The sequence below is a fragment of the Streptomyces sp. NPDC087428 genome (assembly GCF_044744085.1).
Taxonomy (GTDB): domain Bacteria; phylum Actinomycetota; class Actinomycetes; order Streptomycetales; family Streptomycetaceae; genus Streptomyces.
On the sequence record NZ_JBIUXR010000014.1, the window covers coordinates 227,121 to 247,018 of the forward strand.

The 19,898-nt window shown below is 70.2% G+C and carries 20 protein-coding genes; 11 read left to right on the forward strand and 9 right to left on the reverse strand.

Going from position 1 to position 19,898, the window contains the following annotated elements:
• The first annotated feature begins 63 nt into the window (after positions 1 to 63).
• Positions 64 to 1,065 carry a TAXI family TRAP transporter solute-binding subunit gene (locus ACIO3R_RS29005; protein WP_402109932.1) on the forward strand — a complete coding sequence of 334 codons (1,002 nt, stop codon included), beginning with the start codon at positions 64 to 66 and terminating at the stop codon, positions 1,063 to 1,065.
• Between the two features lie 34 nt (positions 1,066 to 1,099).
• On the opposite strand, the gene ACIO3R_RS29010 is transcribed toward ACIO3R_RS29005, so the two are convergent.
• Both ACIO3R_RS29010 and ACIO3R_RS29015 read right to left on the reverse strand, forming a co-directional pair.
• A complete protein-coding gene (locus tag ACIO3R_RS29010; RefSeq protein ID WP_385032527.1) occupies positions 1,100 to 2,494 on the reverse strand; it encodes a sensor histidine kinase in 1,395 nt (464 codons plus the stop codon).
• A gap of 15 nt (positions 2,495 to 2,509) precedes the next feature.
• A complete protein-coding gene (locus ACIO3R_RS29015; protein WP_385032530.1) occupies positions 2,510 to 3,202 on the reverse strand; it encodes a response regulator transcription factor in 693 nt (230 codons plus the stop codon).
• 337 nt (positions 3,203 to 3,539) lie between these two features.
• Here ACIO3R_RS29015 and ACIO3R_RS29020 point away from each other — a divergent pair, with 337 nt between their 5' ends.
• From ACIO3R_RS29020 to ACIO3R_RS29055, 8 genes are all read left to right on the forward strand, one after another.
• Positions 3,540 to 4,328 carry an amino acid ABC transporter ATP-binding protein gene (locus tag ACIO3R_RS29020; RefSeq protein WP_363026111.1) on the forward strand — a complete coding sequence of 263 codons (789 nt, stop codon included), beginning with the start codon at positions 3,540 to 3,542 and terminating at the stop codon, positions 4,326 to 4,328.
• Positions 4,329 to 4,409: 81 nt separating this feature from the next.
• Complete coding sequence (locus ACIO3R_RS29025) at positions 4,410 to 5,252, forward strand: glutamate ABC transporter substrate-binding protein (protein ID WP_385032533.1); 843 nt, start codon at positions 4,410 to 4,412, stop codon at positions 5,250 to 5,252.
• Between the two features lie 74 nt (positions 5,253 to 5,326).
• On the forward strand, positions 5,327 to 5,992 hold the full coding sequence (locus ACIO3R_RS29030; RefSeq protein ID WP_385032536.1) for an amino acid ABC transporter permease: 666 nt from the start codon (positions 5,327 to 5,329) through the stop codon (positions 5,990 to 5,992).
• Entirely contained in the window at positions 5,989 to 6,897 is a 909-nt protein-coding gene (locus tag ACIO3R_RS29035) for an amino acid ABC transporter permease (protein WP_385032539.1), read from the forward strand. Before ACIO3R_RS29030 ends, ACIO3R_RS29035 begins: the two co-directional genes overlap by 4 nt.
• A gap of 242 nt (positions 6,898 to 7,139) precedes the next feature.
• Complete coding sequence (locus ACIO3R_RS29040; RefSeq protein ID WP_402109988.1) at positions 7,140 to 8,753, forward strand: FAD-dependent monooxygenase; 1,614 nt, start codon at positions 7,140 to 7,142, stop codon at positions 8,751 to 8,753.
• Positions 8,754 to 8,825: 72 nt separating this feature from the next.
• A complete protein-coding gene (locus ACIO3R_RS29045) occupies positions 8,826 to 8,873 on the forward strand; it encodes a hypothetical protein (protein WP_311314449.1) in 48 nt (15 codons plus the stop codon).
• Positions 8,874 to 8,947: 74 nt separating this feature from the next.
• Positions 8,948 to 9,484 carry a cysteine dioxygenase gene (locus ACIO3R_RS29050; protein ID WP_385032542.1) on the forward strand — a complete coding sequence of 179 codons (537 nt, stop codon included), beginning with the start codon at positions 8,948 to 8,950 and terminating at the stop codon, positions 9,482 to 9,484.
• A gap of 275 nt (positions 9,485 to 9,759) precedes the next feature.
• Positions 9,760 to 10,128, forward strand: a complete 369-nt coding sequence (locus tag ACIO3R_RS29055; protein ID WP_385032600.1) for a rhodanese-like domain-containing protein — start codon at positions 9,760 to 9,762, stop codon at positions 10,126 to 10,128.
• Positions 10,129 to 10,186: 58 nt separating this feature from the next.
• Here the strand turns inward: ACIO3R_RS29055 and ACIO3R_RS29060 are convergent, their stop codons facing one another.
• On the reverse strand, positions 10,187 to 12,745 hold the full coding sequence (locus ACIO3R_RS29060) for an FtsX-like permease family protein (RefSeq protein ID WP_402109939.1): 2,559 nt from the start codon (positions 12,743 to 12,745) through the stop codon (positions 10,187 to 10,189).
• Positions 12,746 to 13,226: 481 nt separating this feature from the next.
• Between ACIO3R_RS29060 and ACIO3R_RS29065 the strand changes: the two genes are divergently transcribed.
• Complete coding sequence (locus ACIO3R_RS29065; RefSeq protein WP_402109942.1) at positions 13,227 to 14,006, forward strand: hypothetical protein; 780 nt, start codon at positions 13,227 to 13,229, stop codon at positions 14,004 to 14,006.
• A 23-nt stretch (positions 14,007 to 14,029) separates the two neighbouring features.
• On the opposite strand, the gene recX is transcribed toward ACIO3R_RS29065, so the two are convergent.
• The 4 genes from recX to ACIO3R_RS29085 all read right to left on the reverse strand — a co-directional run bounded on the left by recX (position 14,030) and on the right by ACIO3R_RS29085 (position 17,777).
• Positions 14,030 to 14,776, reverse strand: coding sequence for a recombination regulator RecX (recX, locus tag ACIO3R_RS29070; protein WP_402109945.1), 747 nt, complete (start codon positions 14,774 to 14,776; stop codon positions 14,030 to 14,032).
• A 3-nt stretch (positions 14,777 to 14,779) separates the two neighbouring features.
• Positions 14,780 to 15,910, reverse strand: a complete 1,131-nt coding sequence (gene recA / locus ACIO3R_RS29075) for a recombinase RecA (RefSeq protein WP_401292244.1) — start codon at positions 15,908 to 15,910, stop codon at positions 14,780 to 14,782.
• Between the two features lie 318 nt (positions 15,911 to 16,228).
• Positions 16,229 to 17,398: an AI-2E family transporter gene (locus tag ACIO3R_RS29080; protein ID WP_385032603.1), complete on the reverse strand. Its 1,170-nt coding sequence runs from the start codon at positions 17,396 to 17,398 to the stop codon at positions 16,229 to 16,231.
• A 184-nt stretch (positions 17,399 to 17,582) separates the two neighbouring features.
• Positions 17,583 to 17,777: a DUF3046 domain-containing protein gene (locus tag ACIO3R_RS29085; RefSeq protein ID WP_207316129.1), complete on the reverse strand. Its 195-nt coding sequence runs from the start codon at positions 17,775 to 17,777 to the stop codon at positions 17,583 to 17,585.
• A gap of 79 nt (positions 17,778 to 17,856) precedes the next feature.
• Between ACIO3R_RS29085 and ACIO3R_RS29090 the strand changes: the two genes are divergently transcribed.
• The gene (locus ACIO3R_RS29090) at positions 17,857 to 18,771 is read left to right on the forward strand and encodes a hypothetical protein (RefSeq protein ID WP_402109948.1); all 915 of its coding nucleotides are present in this window, start codon (positions 17,857 to 17,859) and stop codon (positions 18,769 to 18,771) included.
• Positions 18,772 to 18,795: 24 nt separating this feature from the next.
• Here ACIO3R_RS29090 and ACIO3R_RS29095 read toward each other — a convergent pair whose 3' ends face one another.
• Together ACIO3R_RS29095 and ACIO3R_RS29100 are read right to left on the reverse strand one after the other, a co-directional pair.
• The gene (locus ACIO3R_RS29095; RefSeq protein ID WP_363072708.1) at positions 18,796 to 19,101 is read right to left on the reverse strand and encodes an AzlD domain-containing protein; all 306 of its coding nucleotides are present in this window, start codon (positions 19,099 to 19,101) and stop codon (positions 18,796 to 18,798) included.
• Positions 19,098 to 19,898, reverse strand: coding sequence for an AzlC family ABC transporter permease (locus ACIO3R_RS29100; protein WP_402109951.1), 801 nt, complete (start codon positions 19,896 to 19,898; stop codon positions 19,098 to 19,100). Before ACIO3R_RS29100 ends, ACIO3R_RS29095 begins: the two co-directional genes overlap by 4 nt.

Below are 19,898 nucleotides of genomic sequence, written 5' to 3' on the forward strand. Positions count from 1 at the left end.
GAGGGCCGGAGATCCGCCGGCGCCCCTGGCCAGGGCCGGGAACGACCTGGCAGGATCGCCGCCATGCTCCCGGCCGCACTGTCCCGAATCGGCCGGCGTCGCTCCTTCCGGGCGGGCGCCGCCCTCGTCGTCGTGCTCGGGCTGCTCCTCTGGTGGCTGATGCCGCTCGGGGAGTCCGCGCCGAGCGGAACCCTGTCGTTCAGTACCGGGGTCCGCAGCGGCGTCTACCAGCGTTACGGCGAGCGGCTCAAGGGCGCACTCGCCAAGGACCTGCCCGATGTGTCGATACAGCTGCAGACCAGCGAGGGATCTCAGCAGAACATCGCCCGGGTGGCGACGGGCAAGGCCGATTTCACCATCGCGACCACCGACGCCGTGGCCACCTATCTGCGGGACGGGAAGCCGGGCGCCGAGCGGCTGCGCGGCTGTGTCCGGCTGTACGACGACTACATACAGCTGGTCGTGAACCGGGGCTCGGACATCCGCAAGGTCGCGGACCTGCGCGGCAAGAAGGTCGCGGTCGGACAGCCGGGGTCGGGGGTGCGGCTGGTCGCCGACCGGCTGATGACGGCCGCCGGCCTCGACCCGGTCAACGATGTGACGGCGGTACCGGCGGGCATCGACACCATGCCCGAGCTGCTGGAGGACGGCAGGCTCGACGCGTTCTTCTGGTCGGGCGGGCTGCCGACCACCGCGGTGGCCGACCTCTCGGACCGGTTCGCGATCCGGCTGGTCCCGCTGGAGGACCCGCTGATCAAGGAGCTCCAGGCGGCGGGCGGGTCTACCCGCTACTACCGCTCGGCCGTGATGCCCGCGGACGCCTACCGCAACGCGCAGCAGGGCCAGGCGGTGCCCACCGTGGCGGTCGCCAATGTGCTGGTGACCACCGACCGCACGGATGCGGCGATGACCGAGGCGTTCACCCGGACCGTGATCGACAGCCGGGACCGCATCGGGCGCGAGGTGCACGCCGCGCAGCTGGTGGATCTGCGGACGGCGATCTACACGGATCCGCTGCCGCTGCACGAAGGGGCCAAGCGCTACTACCGCTCGGTCAAGCCCTGACGTCCGGTCCCGGCCGCTCCGCGGAAGCGCGTGTTCAGCCGTGCGGTCCGTTGCGCGGCACCGAGACCGTCACCCGCAGCCCGTGCGGTTCGTGCCGCTCATAGGTGAGGGAGCCGCGGCTCGCGGCCAGGAGCGCCTGGGAGATGGAGAGGCCGAGGCCGGACCCCCGCACGTTCTGGTGCTGTGAGCTGCGCCAGAAGCGGTCTCCTACGCGCTCCAGCTCCTGCTCGGTGAGACCCGGTCCGCGGTCCGCGACGACGACCGTGACGCATTCGCTGCCGGAGGCGACCGTGACCCGGACCTCCTCCTCCGCGGGGGTGAACTTGAGCGCGTTGTCGATGATCGCGTCGAGTGCGCTGGACAGGGCTATGGGGTCCGTCCAGGCGGTGACGGCGGGCGTGCCGTCCGCCCTGAGCCGTACGCCCTTCTCCTCGGCCACCGGCCGCCACGACGAGACGCGCTCGGCGGTGAGGGCGCCGATGTCCGTGAGCTGGAGATCGGCGGCGGCGTGCTCGGCCAGCGCCAGGTCGAGCAGATCGTCGAGGACCTGACCGAGGCGCTTTCCCTCCGTGCGCACGGAGGCGATCTCCTCGTTTCCCTCCGGGAGTTCGAGGGCGAGCAGCTCGATCCGCAGCAGCAGCGCGGCCAGCGGATTGCGCAACTGGTGCGAGGCGTCCGCGACGAAGGCGCGCTGCTGTTCCAGCACGTCCTCGACGTTGTCGGCCATCTCGTTGAACGAACGGGCCAGCCGCCTGAGTTCCGGCGGTCCTCCCGACGCCGCCACCCGCGACCGCATCCGGCCACTCGCGATGTCGTGGGCGGCCACGTCCAGGGTCCGTACCGGGAGCAGGACCCAGCCGGTGAGCCGGATCGCCGCGCCGACGGCCACCAGCATCGCGACCACCTCGCCCGCCGCGATCACCAGCCAGCCGCGGAGTGTGTCGGAACGCATCTGTGCGGTGGGCGAGTCGATGACGACGACGGCCACCACGTCCCCGTCGCGCACGACGGGCGAGGCGACGACGACCCGGCCGTTCTGCCAGGGCCAGACCTGCGGCGGATCGTGGCTGCGACGGCCGAGCAGCGCCTCGTTGAACGCCTGGCGGCCCTCGCCCTCGACCGGCAGCCGCCATGTTGCCGGGGCCTTCGCCATCGCGGAGTCGTCGCGGTAGAAGACGCCCGCCCGGATGCCGTACACCGAGTCGTACGTCTCCAGTTCGGTCTGGAGCGTGCGCTGCCGTTCGTCGTAGCCGTGGGTGCGTTCGGTGATGAACTGGGCGAGTGCGGCGAAGCGTGCCGTGTCGTCGATCCGGTCGATCACGACGCCCTGCTGCTGGGCGGCGGCCACGCTGACGGCCAGCGGGAAGCCGAGCGCGAGCAGCACGCTCGCCATGAGAACGATGAGCAGCGGAAGCAGCCTGGTACGCACCGGGGACGTACGCCTCTACGCGGACGGGGCGACGAGGCGGTAGCCGACCCCGCGCACGGTCTCGATCAGTGCGGGCAGCCGCAGCTTGGCCCGCAGGGAGGCGACATGCACCTCAAGCGTGCGCCCCGTCCCCTCCCAGCTCGTGCGCCAGACCTCGCTGATGATCTGCTCCCGGCGGAACACCACGCCGGGCCGCTGCGCGAGGAGGGCGAGGAGATCGAACTCCTTGCGGGTGAGCTGGACTTCGCTCCCGTCGACGCTGACCCGCCGGGTGGGCAGCTCGATGTGCACATGGCCCAGGCGCAGCGCGGCTACGGGAGTGGGCCCGGTCTCCTCACCGGCCGGCTTGCGGCGGCTGACGGCGTGGATACGGGCGAGGAGCTCGCCGGTGTCGTACGGCTTGGTCACGTAGTCGTCGGCGCCGAGGTTCAGTCCGTGGATGCGCGAGCGGACGTCGGCCCGCGCGGTCACCATGATCACCGGTACCGCACTGCGCTTGCGGATCTTCCCGCACACCTCGTAACCGTCCTGGTCGGGCAGCCCGAGATCGAGGAGTACGACTCCGAAGGGCTCCGCATCCGTAGGGAGGAGGGCCTGGAGGGCCTCCTCGCCGCTGCGGGCGTGCACCACCTTGAAGCCGTGCCGGCCGAGGATCGCGGACAGGGCGGCGGCGACGTGGTTGTCGTCCTCGACGAGCAGCAGTCTCATGGGCCTCCTCTCCGAAGGTGCGGTTGCGTGTCACTGCGATCGCATGTCGGTGCGGTCGCGTGGGCCTCTGGTCACTTCCCCGTTTCGAGGCGTTTCACATCAGGGTGTACCAGGGCATCCACTCCGATGACCGGTGGACCAGTCAAGTGCTCGCCCGTTGCATCCATGTTTCCGTTATGCACCCGGTACGCCCGGAGGGCCACCAGGGCGTCCCGTTCACGCGGAGTGTCCGGTTGCGGCCGGATCGTTATGCTCAATTTCCGCTCAGATGTAATGACGCTGGTCGCACTGCGTCACTAGGGTCCTTCCCAACCGAGGAGGACGGAGCAAAAAGCCGATGAGCGGAGTTTCAGTGACCAAGGGCGCCGAGGACGCTGCACCCGCGGCCGGTGGCGACCTGGTCGTGCTGAGCAACGTCAACAAGCACTTCGGCGCGCTGCATGTGCTCCAGGACATCGACCTGGCTATCGCCTCCGGCGAGGTCGTGGTCGTCATCGGGCCCTCGGGGTCCGGGAAGTCCACGCTGTGCCGCACGATCAACCGCTTGGAGACGATCGACTCGGGCGCGATCACGATCGACGGGAAGCCTCTGCCCGAGGAGGGCAAGGAGCTGGCACGGCTGCGCGCCGATGTCGGCATGGTGTTCCAGTCGTTCAACCTCTTCGCCCACAAGACGGTGCTCGAGAACGTGATGCTGGGCCAGCTCAAGGTCCGCAAGACGGAGAAGAAGGCGGCCGAGGACAAGGCGCGTTCGCTGCTCGACCGGGTGGGCGTGGCGACCCAGGCCGACAAGTACCCGTCGCAGCTCTCCGGCGGTCAGCAGCAACGTGTGGCCATCGCACGGGCGTTGGCGATGGACCCCAAGGTCATGCTGTTCGACGAGCCGACCTCCGCGCTCGACCCGGAGATGATCAACGAGGTGCTGGAGGTCATGCAGCAGCTCGCCCGCGAGGGCATGACCATGGTCGTCGTCACCCATGAAATGGGTTTCGCCCGCTCCGCGGCGAACCGGGTCATCTTCATGGCGGACGGGAAGATCGTCGAAGAGGCAACACCCGACCAGTTCTTCAGCAACCCGCGCAGTGACCGGGCCAAGGACTTCCTGTCGAAGATCCTTCACCACTGATGAAGCCACCGTCGAGGCCTTCAGCGCCGGTTTCCGGACCGGCTGATCACTCACATAGCGTCAACCCCAGGGGATTTCACCATGCAGCTTCGTAAGGTCACCGCCGCCTCGGCCGCCGTGCTCGCTCTCGCTCTCACCGCCACCGCCTGTGGTTCCGACGACAAGGACGACTCGTCCGGTTCGGGCGGCGGCAAGAAGATCACGATCGGCATCAAGATCGACCAGCCGGGTATCGGTCTGAAGACCCCGGACGGCAAGTTCACCGGCTTCGACGTCGATGTCGCCACGTACGTAGCCAAGGAACTGGGCTACGACGCGAAGAACATCGACTTCAAGGAGACCAAGAGCGCCGACCGCGAGACGTCGATCGAGCGCGGTGACGTGAAGTTCATCGCCGCCTCCTACTCGATCAACGACGAGCGGCTGAAGAAGGTCGACTTCGCGGGTCCGTACCTCCTCGCCCACCAGGACATCCTGGTCCGCGCGGACGACACCTCGATCAAGTCGCCGCAGGACCTGAACAACAAGAAGCTCTGCTCGGTCACCGGCTCGACCTCGGCGCAGAACATCCACGACACCCTGGCCCCGAAGGCTCAGCTCCTGGAGTACGGCGGCTACTCGGAGTGCCTGACCGGCCTGGAGAACAAGGCCGTTGACGCGCTGACCACGGACGACAGCATCCTGGCCGGCTACGCCTCGCAGGACGCCAACAAGGGCAAGTTCAAGCTGGCCGGTTTCAAGATGACCAACGAGAACTACGGCATCGGCCTGAAGAAGGGCGACGCCGACCTCAAGAAGAAGATCAACGACGCGCTGTCCAAGATGGTCTCTGACGGTTCGTGGGAGAAGGCCGTGAAGGCCAACTTCGGCCCGGCGAACTACAAGAACGACCCCGCCCCCAAGATCGGCAACGTCGTCAAGTGAAGCAGGGCTGACCGGGCGCGCCGCCGCTGACGGCGGCGCGCCGTGCCCTCCTACACGCGGAAGCACGGGAGATCGTGTTCGACTTTCTTGATGGTTACGACCTGCTGGGGGCTTTCTGGGTGACGGTGCAACTCACCGTCTACTCCGCCCTCGGCTCCCTCATATGGGGAACGCTGCTGGCCGGCATGAAGGTCAGCCCGGTCCCCTTGATGCGCGGCTTCGCCACCGCTTACGTGAACGTGGTCCGGAACATTCCGCTGACCGTGATCATCGTGTTCTCCTCGCTGGGCCTGTTCCAGACACTCAACGTCAAGCTTGGTGCAAGCGACTTCACCGACATCAACTTCCGGCTCGCGGTGCTCGCGCTGAGCGCCTACACCGCCTCCTTCGTGTGCGAGGCGCTGCGGTCCGGTATCAACACGGTGCCGGTCGGTCAGGCCGAGGCAGCACGCGCTCTCGGTCTGAGCTTCACCCAGGTACTGCGGCTGATCATCCTCCCGCAGGCGTTCCGGTCGGTCGTCAATCCGCTCTCCAACGTGCTGATCGCGCTGACGAAGAACACCACCGTCACGTCCGCGATCGGTGTGGCGGAGGCCTCGTACCTGATGAAGGGCATGATCGAGAAGGAGGCCCAGCTCATCCTGATCTCGGCAGTCTTCGCGTTCGGCTTCGTCATCCTGACCCTCCCGACCGGCCTCATCCTCGGCTGGGTGAGCAAGAAGGTGGCGGTGAAGCGATGACCTCCGTCCTCTACGACGCCCAGGGGCCGCGCGCCAAGCGACGGAACATCCTGTACACGGTGCTGTTCGCACTGGTCGCCGCCGCGGTGGTGTGGTGGGTCTACGACGGCCTCGCCTCCAAGCACCAGCTCGACTGGATCAAGTGGAAGCCCTTCTTCACCAGCTCCCAGCCGTGGGAGACGTACATCTGGCCGGGGCTCCAGAACACGCTGAAGGCGGCCTTCTTCGCCCTGATCATCGCCCTTCCTCTGGGTGCGCTGTTCGGGATCGGCCGGCTCTCGGACCATCGGTGGATGCGGATGCCGTCCGGGGTGGTCGTGGAGTTCTTCCGGTCCATCCCCGTACTGATCCTGATGATCATCGCGAACGCGGTGTACTCCGAGTACACGAACATCAGCACCGACACGCGCCTGCTGTACGCCGTGGTCACGGGACTGGTGCTCTACAACGCCTCGGTGCTGGCCGAGATCGTGCGGGCGGGCATCCTGTCCCTCCCGCAGGGGCAGACCGACGCGGCCAAGGCGATCGGTATGCGCAAGGGCCAGACCATGGTCTTCGTGCTGCTGCCGCAGGCGGTCACCGCCATGCTCCCCGCGATCGTCAGCCAGCTCGTGGTGATCCTGAAGGACACCGCGCTGGGCGGCGCCGTGATGACCTTCCCGGAACTGCTGGCATCGGTCCGGCCGATGGCCGCGAACTACGGTGCGAACACCATCGCGTGCTTCACCATCATCGCCGTGATCTACATCGCGGTGAACTTCACCCTCACCTCGTTCGCGAGCTGGCTGGAGCGCCGGCTCCGGCGCGGGAAGAAGAGCACGGGCGCCGTCGTGGGCACCGGCCCGGGGGGCGCGCCCGAGACGGTCGGTGCGCCGGTGGTCGTCATGGACTCGTCCGCTTCCTGACGGCTCGTCGACAGACGTCCGCGAGGGGCGGTGGCGCATCCGCCACCGCCCCTCGCCGCGTTCCGGTGTCACTTGACGCATGCACCGGCAGTAGGTTGCATACGTTCTGTGATCGCGCACCGAGCCCCCTACGCCGCCGCATCTCCGTCGCCGCCGTCCCCGACCTCGTGGGCCGTCCCGGCCCGTCCGCTCTCCCCGTGCGCCTCCACGCGTCCGACCTCACACGTTCCGGGGGCCGCGCCGTGGACCCGGTGATCATCGTCGGTGCCGGGCCGGTCGGTCTGGTGCTGTCCCTCGCCCTCGCGGCGCAGGGTGTGCCGTCCGTGCTCCTCGACGAGGACCCCGGCAGGGACGAGACGCGCCCGGCCCGCACGGTCGTGCTGCGCGAGGACACCGCGGCCCTGGTGGAGCGGCTCGGCTGCAAGACGCTCCAGGACGAGGGCCTTCGCTGGTCCGGCTGGCGGTCCCTGCGCCGCAAGCAGCTGGTACGCGAACTGCCGCTGGAGGAAGGCGCCCCGCCGGGAGGCCCGCCGGCCGCCCCCGTCCACATGCCGCAGCACGCACTGGTACGCGGACTCCGGGACGCGGTGGCCGCGCAGGATCTCGTCCAGGTGGCACGGCTCAGCCGGATCGACACGCTGGAGCAGGACCCGGCCGGGGTCACCGTGCACACCAGGGAGCCCGGTTCGACCTGGTGGCGCGGGAGTTACCTGGTCGGCTGCGACGGGGCGCGGTCCACGGTGCGCAAGCTCCTCGACATCCGGTTCCCCGGGCGTACGGCGGTGGAACGCCATGCCGTCGCCGCGCTGCGCACCGAGCTGCCCTGGCCGGGCGAGGCCGTGCTGCACCGGCTGCCGCCGTGGCGCACCTGTGGCGCCGAGGTGACCGCTCGCCCGCTGCCCGACGACGTCTGGCGGCTGGACTGGCTGCTGCCGCCGCGTGGCGAGCTCGTCACGCCCGACGTCCTGGTCACCCGGGTCCGGGACACCCTGGCGGGCTGGTGCGGCGAGACACCGCCGTACGAGCTGCTGGACACCGGCGTCTACACACTGCACCACCGCCTCGCCCGGCGGTGGCGGGTGAAGAGGGCCTTCCTGGCCGGGGACGCCGCCCATCTGCTGGGGGCTCTCGGCACCCAGGGGCTGGACGAAGGGCTGCGGGACGCGGAGAACCTGGCCTGGAAGCTGGCGCTGGCGTGGCATCACGGCGCGTCCGACGCGCTCCTCGACAGCTACCAGGCCGAGCGCCGGGCCGCGGTCGCCTCGCGGCTGCGCGCCGCCGACCAGTCGCTGCCGATACTGCGGGGCGGCGGCGGACTGCGGACCCTGGTCCCGGGGAGCGCACGGGGGCACGATTCGCTGCTCACCGACGGACATCTGGGCTGCGGCCCCCTCGGTGCGCCCCCTTCCTACTCCCTGTCCCCCCTTGCGCCCCCACGCGCCGAGGCGCACGCCTCCGTGGGTACGCCCCTCGGTGCGCCGGTCGCGGATGTGCGGGTGACGGCGCCGGACGGCACGCCCGTACGGCTTCGGGAGCGACTGGGGCAGGGGCAGCTCCTGGTGGTCCTGGTGGCCCCCGGTACGGGTGTGTGGGACCGGCGGCACTGGATGCGGGCCGGGATCATGCCCCGGCTCGTCGAGGCGGTGGACGCCCTGCCGGTGAAGGGTGAACTGCTGGTGGCGGAGAGCTATCCGGGGGCGTCCGCACACACCGTTCTGCTGGTCAGGCCGGACGGCCACCTCGTGGAGTCGTTCGGCGGGGTACAGCCCGCGGAGCTCCTCGCGGCGGCCGAAGCGGCGCGCGGTGGCGCGGCCCGCACCTCCGAACGCTCCGACCGCACCGCAGACATCAATTGACCCCCCACAGGCGCACATGGTCTACTCCGGAACATGACCGACACCGATGTGCGCCTGTGGCGGAGGGTCCATATGGACCTGCTCCGCTATGCGGGCTGCGTGTGTCGCCCGTCCTGCTGAATCGCCTCCTCCTGCTCCGCCGTGCTCCACGACGTACGGCGTGAGCCTTCGCGCGAACTCTCAGGACGGTCCCTGTGTCTGCCTCCCCCTCCCCTGTTTCCGTACGCACGTCCACTTCCGGTCCGACGGCTGCGGAACTGCTCGACTTCGTCCGCCGTACCGCCGCCGACACCGGCCTCATCGCCTCGCTCCCCCTCGATCCCGAGGGCCGGACCTGGATCCGGCTCGACGGGCCCGGTGGCAGTGAGGCCTGGCTGATCGGCTGGCCGCCCGGCACCGGCACCGGCTGGCACGACCACGCCGACTCGATCGGCGCCTTCCTGACCGCGAGCGGCACGCTCAGGGAGCACTCACTCGCGGCGCGGCTGCCCACCGACGGGTGGAAGACCCTGGAACTGACCGAGGACATCGACCGCTCACGGGAGTTGACGGTAGGTCAGGGCAGGGCCTTCGGCAGGCACCATGTGCACGAGGTGCTGAACGAGTCCGCCGCGGAGCACGCCGTCTCCGTCCACGCGTACTACCCCCCGCTGCCGCAGATCCGGCGCTACAGCCGCACGGGCGCGGTACTCCGCCTGGAGCAGACCGAAAGCCCGGAGGACTGGCAGTGAGCGACGAACCGCACGACGGTACGGAACGAGCGGTCACCGGCCGGATACGCACGGAGCAGACCGGTACCGAACAGGCCGGTACACAGGAGGTCTGTACCGAACGGGCCGGTACACAGCCGACCGGTACCGAACGGGCCGGTACAGAGGAGGCCGGTACCGAACAGGCCGGTACAGAGCAGGTCGGTACAGAGCAGGTCGGTACAGAGCAGGTCGGTACAGAGCAGGTCGGTACAGAGCAGGTCGGTACAGAGCAGGTCGGTACAGAGCAGGTCGGGATCGATGAACTGCTGGAGCGGGTCCGGTCCGGATATGAGCGGCTCGGCCCCGACGAGGCGAGGGCGGCGGCCGCCGAGGGGGCCCTGCTCGTCGACATCCGCTACGCGGAGCTGCGCACCCGGGACGGCCTGATCCCGGGAGCGCTGGTCGTCGAGCGCAATGAGCTGGAGTGGCGGCTGGACCCGCTGGGGAGCCATCGCGCGGCGGAGGCGGTGAGCCACGGTCTCCGGGTCGTGGTGATCTGCAACGAGGGCTACGCGTCGAGCCTCGCCGTCGAGTCCCTGCACCGGCTCGGGCTGTACCGGGCCACCGATCTGGTCGGCGGCTTCCAGGCCTGGCGCGCGGCGGGGCTCCCGGTCGACGCGTGACCTGTAGCCCCGGCCCGGCAACCCTGGGCCGGGGCTCCCGGGCCGGCGGTGGCTCCGTTCACTGACCCGACGTGACGGCCTCCACCGGGCGGGCCTTCAGCACCACTCTGCCGGGCAGCACCGTGGCCGTCAGAGCCAGCAGCGCCGCGGCTCCCACCACCGTCGCGTACACCAGCGGAAGAACGGCGGGCGCCGCGCTGCCGGTCATACCGATACTGAACGCGGTCAGCACGGCGAGGGCGATGCCCGTTCCGAGAACGGCCGCGATCAGCACGACCGACACCGTCTCGATGCGCAGCATCCGCAGCACCTGGCGGCGCGTCGCTCCCGCCAGCCTGAGCAACGCGAACTCCTTGAGCCGTTCCGACACCGACATAGCGAGCGTGTTGACGACCGCGATGGCGGTGAAGGCCAGGACCAGGCCCATGGCGAGAAGGTTGACCTCGGCGTTCTCCCGCTGCCGGTCCGCATGGAGCCGGTCGGCGGCTGTCGGGGCCAGGACCGCGATCCCGGGAAACCTCCTTACGGAGGCGGTCAGTTCGCTGCGGGAGGTGTCTCCGGCCACCAGGACGGTGGCGGCCAGCGGGTTGTCCATGTGGCGGGCGACCAGGTCGTGCGGCAGCGTCAGATCCCCGAAGCCCAGGCCGCGGTGGTAGACGGCGGCGACCGTGAGGGTGGCGGGTGTCCCGTCGCCGAGGTGCAGCTCCAGCTCGCTGCCGGGGCGGAGGCCGAGCCGGTCGGCGGCGAGCTCGCTGATCGCGGCGGTGCGCGGGCCCGCGGTGAACGCGGCGAGCGAACCGCTCGTCACCTCGGGGTCCCAGGTACGGCTGAGGCCGGCCGCGGTGACCCCCTGGGCCTGGTACTTGTCGAGCCCGACCCGGACCGTGGTCCGGACGACCTCCGTGGCGGCGGTGACACCGGGCGCCCCGCGGACCGCGTCGACGGCGGCGGACGGGACTCCGGGGCCCTGTGCGCCCAGCACCCAGGTCGCGCGGGTGCCCTCCCGGGCCTGAGCCAGGGCGGCGTCCCCGAGGGTCGGCTGGATGAAGAGCACCGTGCAGGTCATGCCGATGAGCAGGGTGAGCGGGGTGACGACGGAGGCCATCCGGGTGGAGTTGCCGCGGATGTTCGCGTTGGCCAGCTTCCCGACGGTTCCGGCCGGACGGAGCACCAGCCTCAGCAGGACGGCGGCCGCCCGTACGAGGTACGGGCCCAGGAGCGACACCGCCGTGGCCAGCACCACCACCGCGAGGAAGGTCACCGGGGTCGAGGCGGCCTCGGTGCGCAGGATGCTCAGTACGGCGACCAGCACGCCGCCGCCGATGAGCAGGACCAGGCCGGCGACGGTCCGTGCGCGGGCTGGGCGGGCGCGCTCGACCGCGGCTTCGGCCATGGCCTCGGCCGGGCGGAGCCGGGCGATGCGGCGGCCCGAGATCCGGGCGGCGGCCCAGGCGCCGATGAGGGTGACGGCCAGGGCGACGCAGGCCGGGAGGATGCCTGAGGTCCGCTCCAGGGTCGCGGGGATCGCTCCTGTGTCGACGAATCGACTGTGCAGCCAGACGGCGAGCGGCAGTCCCGCCAGTGCGCCCAGCACCCCGGCTACGGCACCGACCACCAGTGCCTCACGGCCGAGCAGTCGCCGGACCTGCCGTGAGGTGGCGGCGATGGTGCGGAGCAGGGCCAGTTCACGGTGGCGCTGCTGGATGGAGAGCGCGAAGGTGCCGACGACGACGAGCACGGCGACCAGCAGGGAAGTACCGCCCATGGCCGCGCCCATGGAGATGAGCTTGACCCGGGCGCCCGCCGCGTCCAGGAACTCGACCGGCCCGCGGTCCTCGCCCGTGGCGATCTGGGCGGTCGTTCCCCTGAGGGCACGGGTGACCTGCTGCTTCAGCCGGCCGACGTCCGTCCCGGACGCGGGCAGCACACCGAAAGCGGTGACCTGACCTGGGCGGGCGGCGAGGCGCTCGGCCTCCGCGGTGGAGAAGAACAGCGAGGTCTGACGGCGGAGTTGGCCACCTCCCTCCGGGGCCGCGATGCCGCTGACGCGGTACGTGCGAGGCGCCCGGGTGGACTGCACGGTGAGCCGGTCACCGGTCGACAGGCCCGCCCGTTCGGCGAGGCCCCGGTCGATCACCACGTCGTCGTCGGCAGCCGGTGCACGGCCCTCGGTGAGGGCGAACGGGGTGAGCGGGGCGGAGGCCCACGCGTGGCCGTAGGACGACGGGCCGGCAGCTCCGTCGCCCGCCGGGAGGCCGAGCGGCTGGGCGAGGAAGGTCAGTTCGGGGACGACCGCACGGACGCCCTCCAGGTCACGGAGCCGGTCGGCGTCGTCTGCGGGGAGCCAGGCCCGTTCTGCGACCGGCTTCGCCTTGTGCTTGACCTTGGTCTTTCCATTGCCCTTGTGCTTGACGGTGGTCCGGTGGACGTTCTGGTCGGCGGAGACGACGAGCGGCGTCGCGGCATAGCGCTCGGTGGCGATACGCCCGCGCAGACCGGTCTCCAGCAGGGTGCCGCAGGCGGTGACGAGGGCGGCGGCGCACATGAGGGCCAGCAGCGCTCCGAGGAATCCGCCCTTGCGGTGTCTGATCGTCCGCAGTGCGTAGCGCAGCATCATGATGCGTCCGTCTCTTTTCCGTTGTCGCCTGCGGTGTGGTCGCCTGCGGTGTGGTCGCCCGAGCTGCTGCCGTCACGGGACCTGCGGGCTCCTGGCTCTGAGCTCCGGACTCCGGACTCCGGGCTCCGGGCTCTGAGCTCTGAGCTCTGAGCTCTGAGCTCTGAGCTCTGAGCTCTGAGCTCTGAGCTCTGAGCTCCGGGGGCACGTCGTCCGCCACGTGTCCGTGGCGGACCGTTTCGGCATGTGTCACACACTGCTCTGCGCACTGGCACCTGCGCACTGGAGCGTTCCGCCGTCTTCACGCGGGGGCTTTCCCCCGCACCAAGGGCACTCCCCGCGCCGCGCGTCCAAGGGCGACCTCCCGGCCCGAATCCGTCGCGACACACCCGTATGGCCTCGCTCCGGTGGAGCGATCAGCGTGCGGGACGGACATTCGCCTCAACGACAAGGACCGCACCGCTATGACGGGGAGCCCGCACCGATGCCGACCACCGCCCTCACCCCTGACGAACTCGACATCCAGGCCGCTCGTCTCCACGACACCGATGCGTGGCGCCAGATCGTCACAAGCTGGGACCTCACGGCCCAGGAACCCGTGCGCCCGATTCCGGCCGTACCCGATCCAGCCCAGTCCGATCCGGCCGAGTCCGATCGGGACGGGTCTGACCCGGGCGGGGCTGACCGGGACGAGTCCGATCCGGACGGCCTGTCACACCCGCTGCACCTGCCGCACACAGCACACACACCGCACCCGCTGCGTCCACCGCACCCACCGCAGAGGGACCCTGCCGACTGGCGCGGCCTGCTGTCCGTCCCGGTCGATCAGCTCATCGCGGATACGGTTCGCGCCCTGCCCGCCACCGCGCCGCGCGAACGCCCGCTCCCAGGGCGCCTCGGTGCGGTACTGCCCGACCGGCTCCACTCCTGGCGGCGCATCGGACAGCCCGAGGTGCGGCCCTCCACCCATCTCGCCCATGCGCGGCAGATCCTGACCGAGTGGGGCTGGCAGAACACCCCGTACAAGCTGCGCAACGCGAGGGGCGCCCGCTGCGTATGCGGTGCCATGCTCACCGCGCACCGCCTCGGCTACGGTTCGCAGGCCACCGTCGACCGGGCCGGCGCCTGGCTGATCACCGAGCTCCGCTCCCAGGGCTGGACCGGGCTGATCGGGCCGTGGAACCGGTACCCCGGGCGCACCGCCGCAGACGCTGTCGCCCTGATCGACGCCACCATCAGCCGCGCCGCCCGCGCCGGGCAGTAGCACGCAGCAGGGGTGCCGTTCGGTCAGAAGGGCTCGTCCAGCCCTTCCGTGTCCTCGCCCTCTTCCTCAAGTGCCCTGCGCACCACACGCAGGGCCATGCCCTCCCCGTATCCCTTGCGGGCGAGCATGCCGGCGAGCCGGCGCAGTCGCTTGTCGCGGTCCAGCCCACGGGTGGACCGGATTTTGCGCGCGACGAGTTCGCGCGCCGTCGCCTCCTCCTGCTCCGGGTCGAGCTGGCCGATGGCTTCGTCGATGACCGCCGAGTCCACCCCCTTGGTCCGCAGCTCACGGACGAGCGCGCGGCGGGCGAGCCCCCGGCTCTGATGCCGGGATTCCACCCAGGCGTCGGCGAACGCGGCATCGTCGATCAGTCCGACATCCTCGAAGCGCGACAGCACTTCTTCGGCGGCCTCGTCGGGGATCTCCCGTTTGTGCAGGGCGTCCGCGAGCTGCTTGCGGGTGCGCGGGGTCCCGGTGAGCAGCCTCAGACAGATGTTGCGCGCCTCCTCGACCGGATCTCGCGACTCCCCCTTCTCGGCCCTCGACGAGGAGGGGGAGCCGCTGCCTCTGGAACGGGAGCGGGAACGACGCCCGCCCCCTTCACCGAATCCGGAGCCCGAACCCGCCCCCCTCCCTCGGCCGGTCCCCACCGACTCGTAGGGAAGATCGGACTCGGGATCGGATGCGGTGGTGTGTCCGGCAGCGGATTCGGGGCCGGGGCCCGCGCCGGATTCGGCGGCGCTGCCCGGCCACTCCGTACGACGCGTCACGGTCTAGCTCTTGGCCGCCGCCGTCTTGGCCGGCTTCGCCTTGCCGGCCGCGGCGGACACCGGCTTCGCCGCACCGTCGGCAGGAGCCGCGGCGGTTCCGGCCGCGTCCGCTCCGGACTCGGCGGGCACTGCCTCGGGCCGCACACCGACGCCCAGCTTCTCCAGGATCTTCTTCTCGATCTCGTTGGCGAGATCGGGGTTGTCCTTGAGGAAGTTGCGGGCATTCTCCTTGCCCTGGCCGAGCTGGTCGCCCTCGTACGTGTACCAGGCGCCGGCCTTGCGCACGAAGCCGTTGTCCACGCCCATGTCGATCAGGCCGCCCTCACGGCTGATCCCCTGGCCGTAGAGGATGTCGAACTCCGCCTGCTTGAAGGGCGGCGCGACCTTGTTCTTGACGACCTTGACGCGGGTGCGGTTACCGACGGCGTCGGTGCCGTCCTTGAGCGTCTCGATCCGTCGGATGTCGAGGCGCACCGAGGCGTAGAACTTGAGCGCACGGCCACCGGTGGTGGTCTCGGGCGAGCCGAACATCACACCGATCTTCTCGCGGAGCTGGTTGATGAAGATCGCGGTGGTCTTGGACTGGTTGAGCGCGCTGGTGATCTTGCGGAGCGCCTGGCTCATCAGACGGGCCTGCAGACCCACGTGCGAGTCACCCATCTCGCCCTCGATCTCCGCACGGGGCACCAGGGCCGCGACGGAGTCGATGACGATCAGGTCGAGGGCGCCCGAGCGGATCAGCATGTCCACGATCTCGAGGGCCTGCTCACCGTTGTCCGGCTGGGACAGGATGAGGTTGTCGATGTCGACACCGAGCTTCTTCGCGTACTCGGGGTCGAGGGCGTGCTCGGCATCGATGAAGGCCACCGTGCCGCCGAGCTTCTGCGCGTTCGCCACGGCGTGCAGGGTCAGCGTCGTCTTACCGGAGGACTCCGGTCCGTACACCTCCACCACACGGCCGCGCGGGAGGCCGCCGACGCCGAGCGCGACGTCGAGCGCGGTCGAGCCGGTGGGGATCACCTCGATGGGCTCGTTCGGCCGCTCGCCGAGGCGCATCACCGCGCCCTTGCCGAATTGCCGTTCAATCTGTGCGAGTGCGGCGTCCAGCGCCTTCTCGCGGTCGTTTCCTGCCATGGGTTCCACCCGATTTGCTTGAGTCGATCGCTTCACGTCTCAGACGCTAACCCCTGCCACTGACAATGGGCCTCGGCGTCCTCCCGGCCTGTGGACAACTCCACGGTCGAGCCCGGCAAAACCCGGCCGGAATCCCATGAGAACGGATGTTCGATTTTAGTGTCAAGCGCACCACGCCGCACAGACTCACCCCCAGGATAGCGCTCCAGTACCGGGCATTAATGGAGTTACTGCCGCATATCAGCCGCAACGCTCGATACCGGCGCTACGGCGGCATCAGTGGTGAGAAGCGCCTCCGCTCCTCACCGGCACCGCCCGTCAGGAGCGTGGCTGCCGCCCCTGCGGCTCCTCGTCCGCCCCTTGCCCGCCGTCGCCCTCCGGGGCATGCCAGAGTCGGCGCAGCCGCGCGGACACCGGTACGCCGCGCCGCCACTCGTGCCGGCCCTGTACCCGCGGATCGTCCGTGACGTCGTACCGCTTCACGTAGGCGCCGAGGAAGGCCTGCAGCGTGGCCACTGCCGGAATGGCGATCAGCGCGCCGACGGCGCCCATCAGAGCCGTACCCGCGATCACCGAGCCGAAGGCGACCGCCGGGTGGATGTCCACGGTCCTGGAGGTCAGCTTGGGCTGCAGCACATAGTTCTCGAACTGCTGGTACACCACCACGAACCCGAGGATCCACAGGGCGTACCAGGGGTCGACGGTGAAGCCGATCAGCATCGGCAGGGCGCCCGCCAGATAGGTGCCGATCGTGGGGATGAACTGCGACACGAGCCCGACCCAGACCGCGAGCGCCGGCGCGTACGGCACTCCGAGAGCCGCCAGCAGGATGTAGTGCGCGACTCCGGAGATGAGCGCCATCAGGCCGCGCGAGTAGAGATATCCACCGGTCTTGGCGACCGCGATCTCCCAGGCCCGCAGCACCTCGGCCTGGCGGGAGGGCGGGAGAACGGAACACAGCCCGCGGCGCAGCCGGGGCCCGTCGGCTGCGAAGTAGAAGGAGAACAGGAAGATCGTCAGCAGCCGGAACAGGCCGCCGAGGACCGTGGTCGACACGTCGAGCACACCGGTCGCACTGTTCTGGACGTACTTCTGCAGCCAGTCGGAGTGCAGCAGGCTGTCCTGCACCTCGACCCGGGAGAGCTCCGTGTGGAAGGTCTGGTTGACCCAGTTGATCACCGAGTCGAGGTACTTGGGGAACTCGTCGACCATGTCGACGATCTGGCCAGCGAGCATCGAGCCGAGCATCACGACGAAACCGATGCTCGCGATCAGTACGGCGAGGAAGACCAGGAAGGTGGCGAGGCCCCGGCGCATACCTGCGGCCGACATGCGGCTCACCGCGGGCTCGATGGCGAGCGCCAGGAAGAAGGCGATCAGCACGTTGATCAACAGCCCGATGAGCTGGTCGAACGCCCAGCTCCCGAGCCGGAAGCAGGCGTAGAGCGCAAGGGCCAGCACCATCGCACGCGGCAGCCAGACGGGCATGCGGGCCGGCCCGGTGCCGGACGGCGGGGCCGGTGGCTCGACCGGTGGGACGGGCGGGGGGAAGGGGGGCTGGGTCTGAGCGGTCTCGTCTGTCGGTGCCACGGAGCCAGTCTCGCCTACGGCTGAGACACGCTGTCGCGCACCCCGGGCAACCGTCACCCGGCGCAGGACGCCGAGCTGTGCGTCAGCGCTTGTCCGCGGGAATGCCGACCGCTGTGCAGACTCCGCGCCAGACGTCCTTGGCGTCCCAGCCGGCGGCCAGTGCCTGATGCACCGTGCGCCCGCCCAGCTCGGCCATCACGTGGTCGCGCGCGAAGGAGTCGGCGTAGCCCGCGCCGAAGTGGTCCGCCATCCGTTCCCAGAAAATCGTCAACCGCATGCCATCAGTATCCCGCTCCTGAGAGTGCAGACGGGCCGCCAGCCCTTGCAGAGAGCGTTCACCGGCCTACGGTCGGTCCATGGCTGGAACCGGAGAAAGTCCCCTCAACCGTGCCGAGCAGTTCATCTGGCTCACGGCCCGTGTCCTCGAACAGCGGCGGTTCGCTCATCACTTCCTGAAAGGAAGTGCGGATGCCGTGGAAACGGCGCTCGCCGCCTATCTCAATGAGGACGGCGGGTACGGTCACGCGCTCGAACCCGACCTGCGCGGCCCCGTCAGTCAGCCGCTGCACACGGCCCACGCGCTGAGCGTCCTCGACTCCATCGGCCGCTGCGACGGTCTCCGGGTGGAGCGGATCTGCCGCTTCCTTACGGATGTGTCCACGAAGGAGGGGGCACTGCCCGCGCTCCTTCCCTCACAACGCGGCTATCCGGCCGCGCCGTTCATTCCGATCGTCGACGACCCGCCGGCCGAGCTGCTGGCCACCGGCCCCGTTGTCGGATTACTCCACCGCAACGCGGTCTGGCATGCCTGGCTGTTCCGGGCCACCGACTTCTGCTGGGCCGCCGTCGACGCCCTTCAGGTGTCGCACCCGTACGAGATCGAGGCGGCCGTCGCCTTTCTCGACGGAGCCCCGGACCGGTCACGGGCCGAGGCCGCGGCCGATCGTCTGGGGCGCCTGGTACGCGACCAGCGGCTCGCCGTGCTGGATCCGGAGCAGCGCGCGGAGTACCCGGTGGCGGCCGGTTACGCGCCCGGCGAGCAGCACTTCCCGTACGACTACGCCCGTGCCCCCGAGTCGCTCGCCCGCCGGTGGTTCACCGACGCGGAGATGGAGCTGTCGCTGGACCACCTGGCGGCCGGGCAGGAGGCGGACGGCGGCTGGCCGGTGACCTGGCGGCAGTGGGCGCCGGGGACCGCGCTGGAGGGGCGGCCCCTGGTGACGCTCAGAGCGTTGCAGACGCTGTGTGCGCACGGGCGCGCCCTCGGCTGACTCGGGTCCTCGTGCGGTGTGCGTTCATCCGAGGGCCCGCACCGCGGCGGTGACGGCCACGGCGGCGCCCACCACGACGAGGAAGGGGGCCCGCAGGACGAGTGCGAGCGCCGCCGCGGCGAGGCCCGCGCCCCTGGCGTCCAGCACCAGGTGCTGTCCGTCACCGAAGGTCTGCTGTGCGGTCAGGGCGGCCAGGAGCGCCACCGGCAGCAGCGCGGCGAGGCGCTGCACGAGGGGGCGCTCCAGGGCTCCGGCGGGCACCAGGAGCCCGAGGAGTTTGGCGAGGTAGCAGCCGACGGCGGTCAGCGCGATGGCGATCCAGACGTTCATCGGCCGTCCTCCGGAGTGCTCGTGCGCGCAGCCGTCGCGCCACTCTTGTCGTTCATGTCCCTCGGGCCCTTGTCGCGTCCCCTCATAAAGAGGACGACGGGTGCCGCGAGCGCGGACACCAGTACGGGCACCCCGGCGGGCAGTACCGGCAGCAGACCGAGGACGAGGACGACCGCGATCCCCGCGGTGACGCGTTCCGTGGTGGTCTTCAGCATCGGCGCGAGCAGGGCGAGGAAGACGGCGGGGCTGGCCGCGTCCAGCCCCCAGGCGTCGGTGTCGCCGAGCGCCTCGGCGCCCAGGGCGCCGACCAGTGTGGTGAGGTTCCACAGCACATAGAGCGTGAGCCCGGTGACGGTGAAGCCGATCCTGGCGGCCCGCCGGGTGGGCTGGGGCAGTGTCACGGCCGTCGTCTCGTCGATCACCCAGTGGGCGGCGAAGGGGCGCACGGCGCGCGGGAGTGCGAGCAGCTGAGACAGCCGCAGGCCGTAGAACGAATTGCGTACGCCGAGGAAGAAGGCACCGGCTGCGGCGGTGTACGGATTGCCGCCCGCGGCGAGGGCGCCCACCAGGGCGAACTGGGAGGCCCCGGTGAAGACGAGGAGGCTGAGCGCGCAGGTCTGCAGCAGGCTCAGTCCGGAGCCGGCCGAGGTGACGCCGAAGGCGAAGCCGGAGAGTCCGACGGCGATGCCGACGCCGAGCGCGTCACGTACGACGGCCGCGTCCGGCTTCGCCCCGGCGGTGATCACACTGCCGCCGGCGGGTTCGCCGGTTCTCTGAGGTGTTGTCTGTTCTGCCAC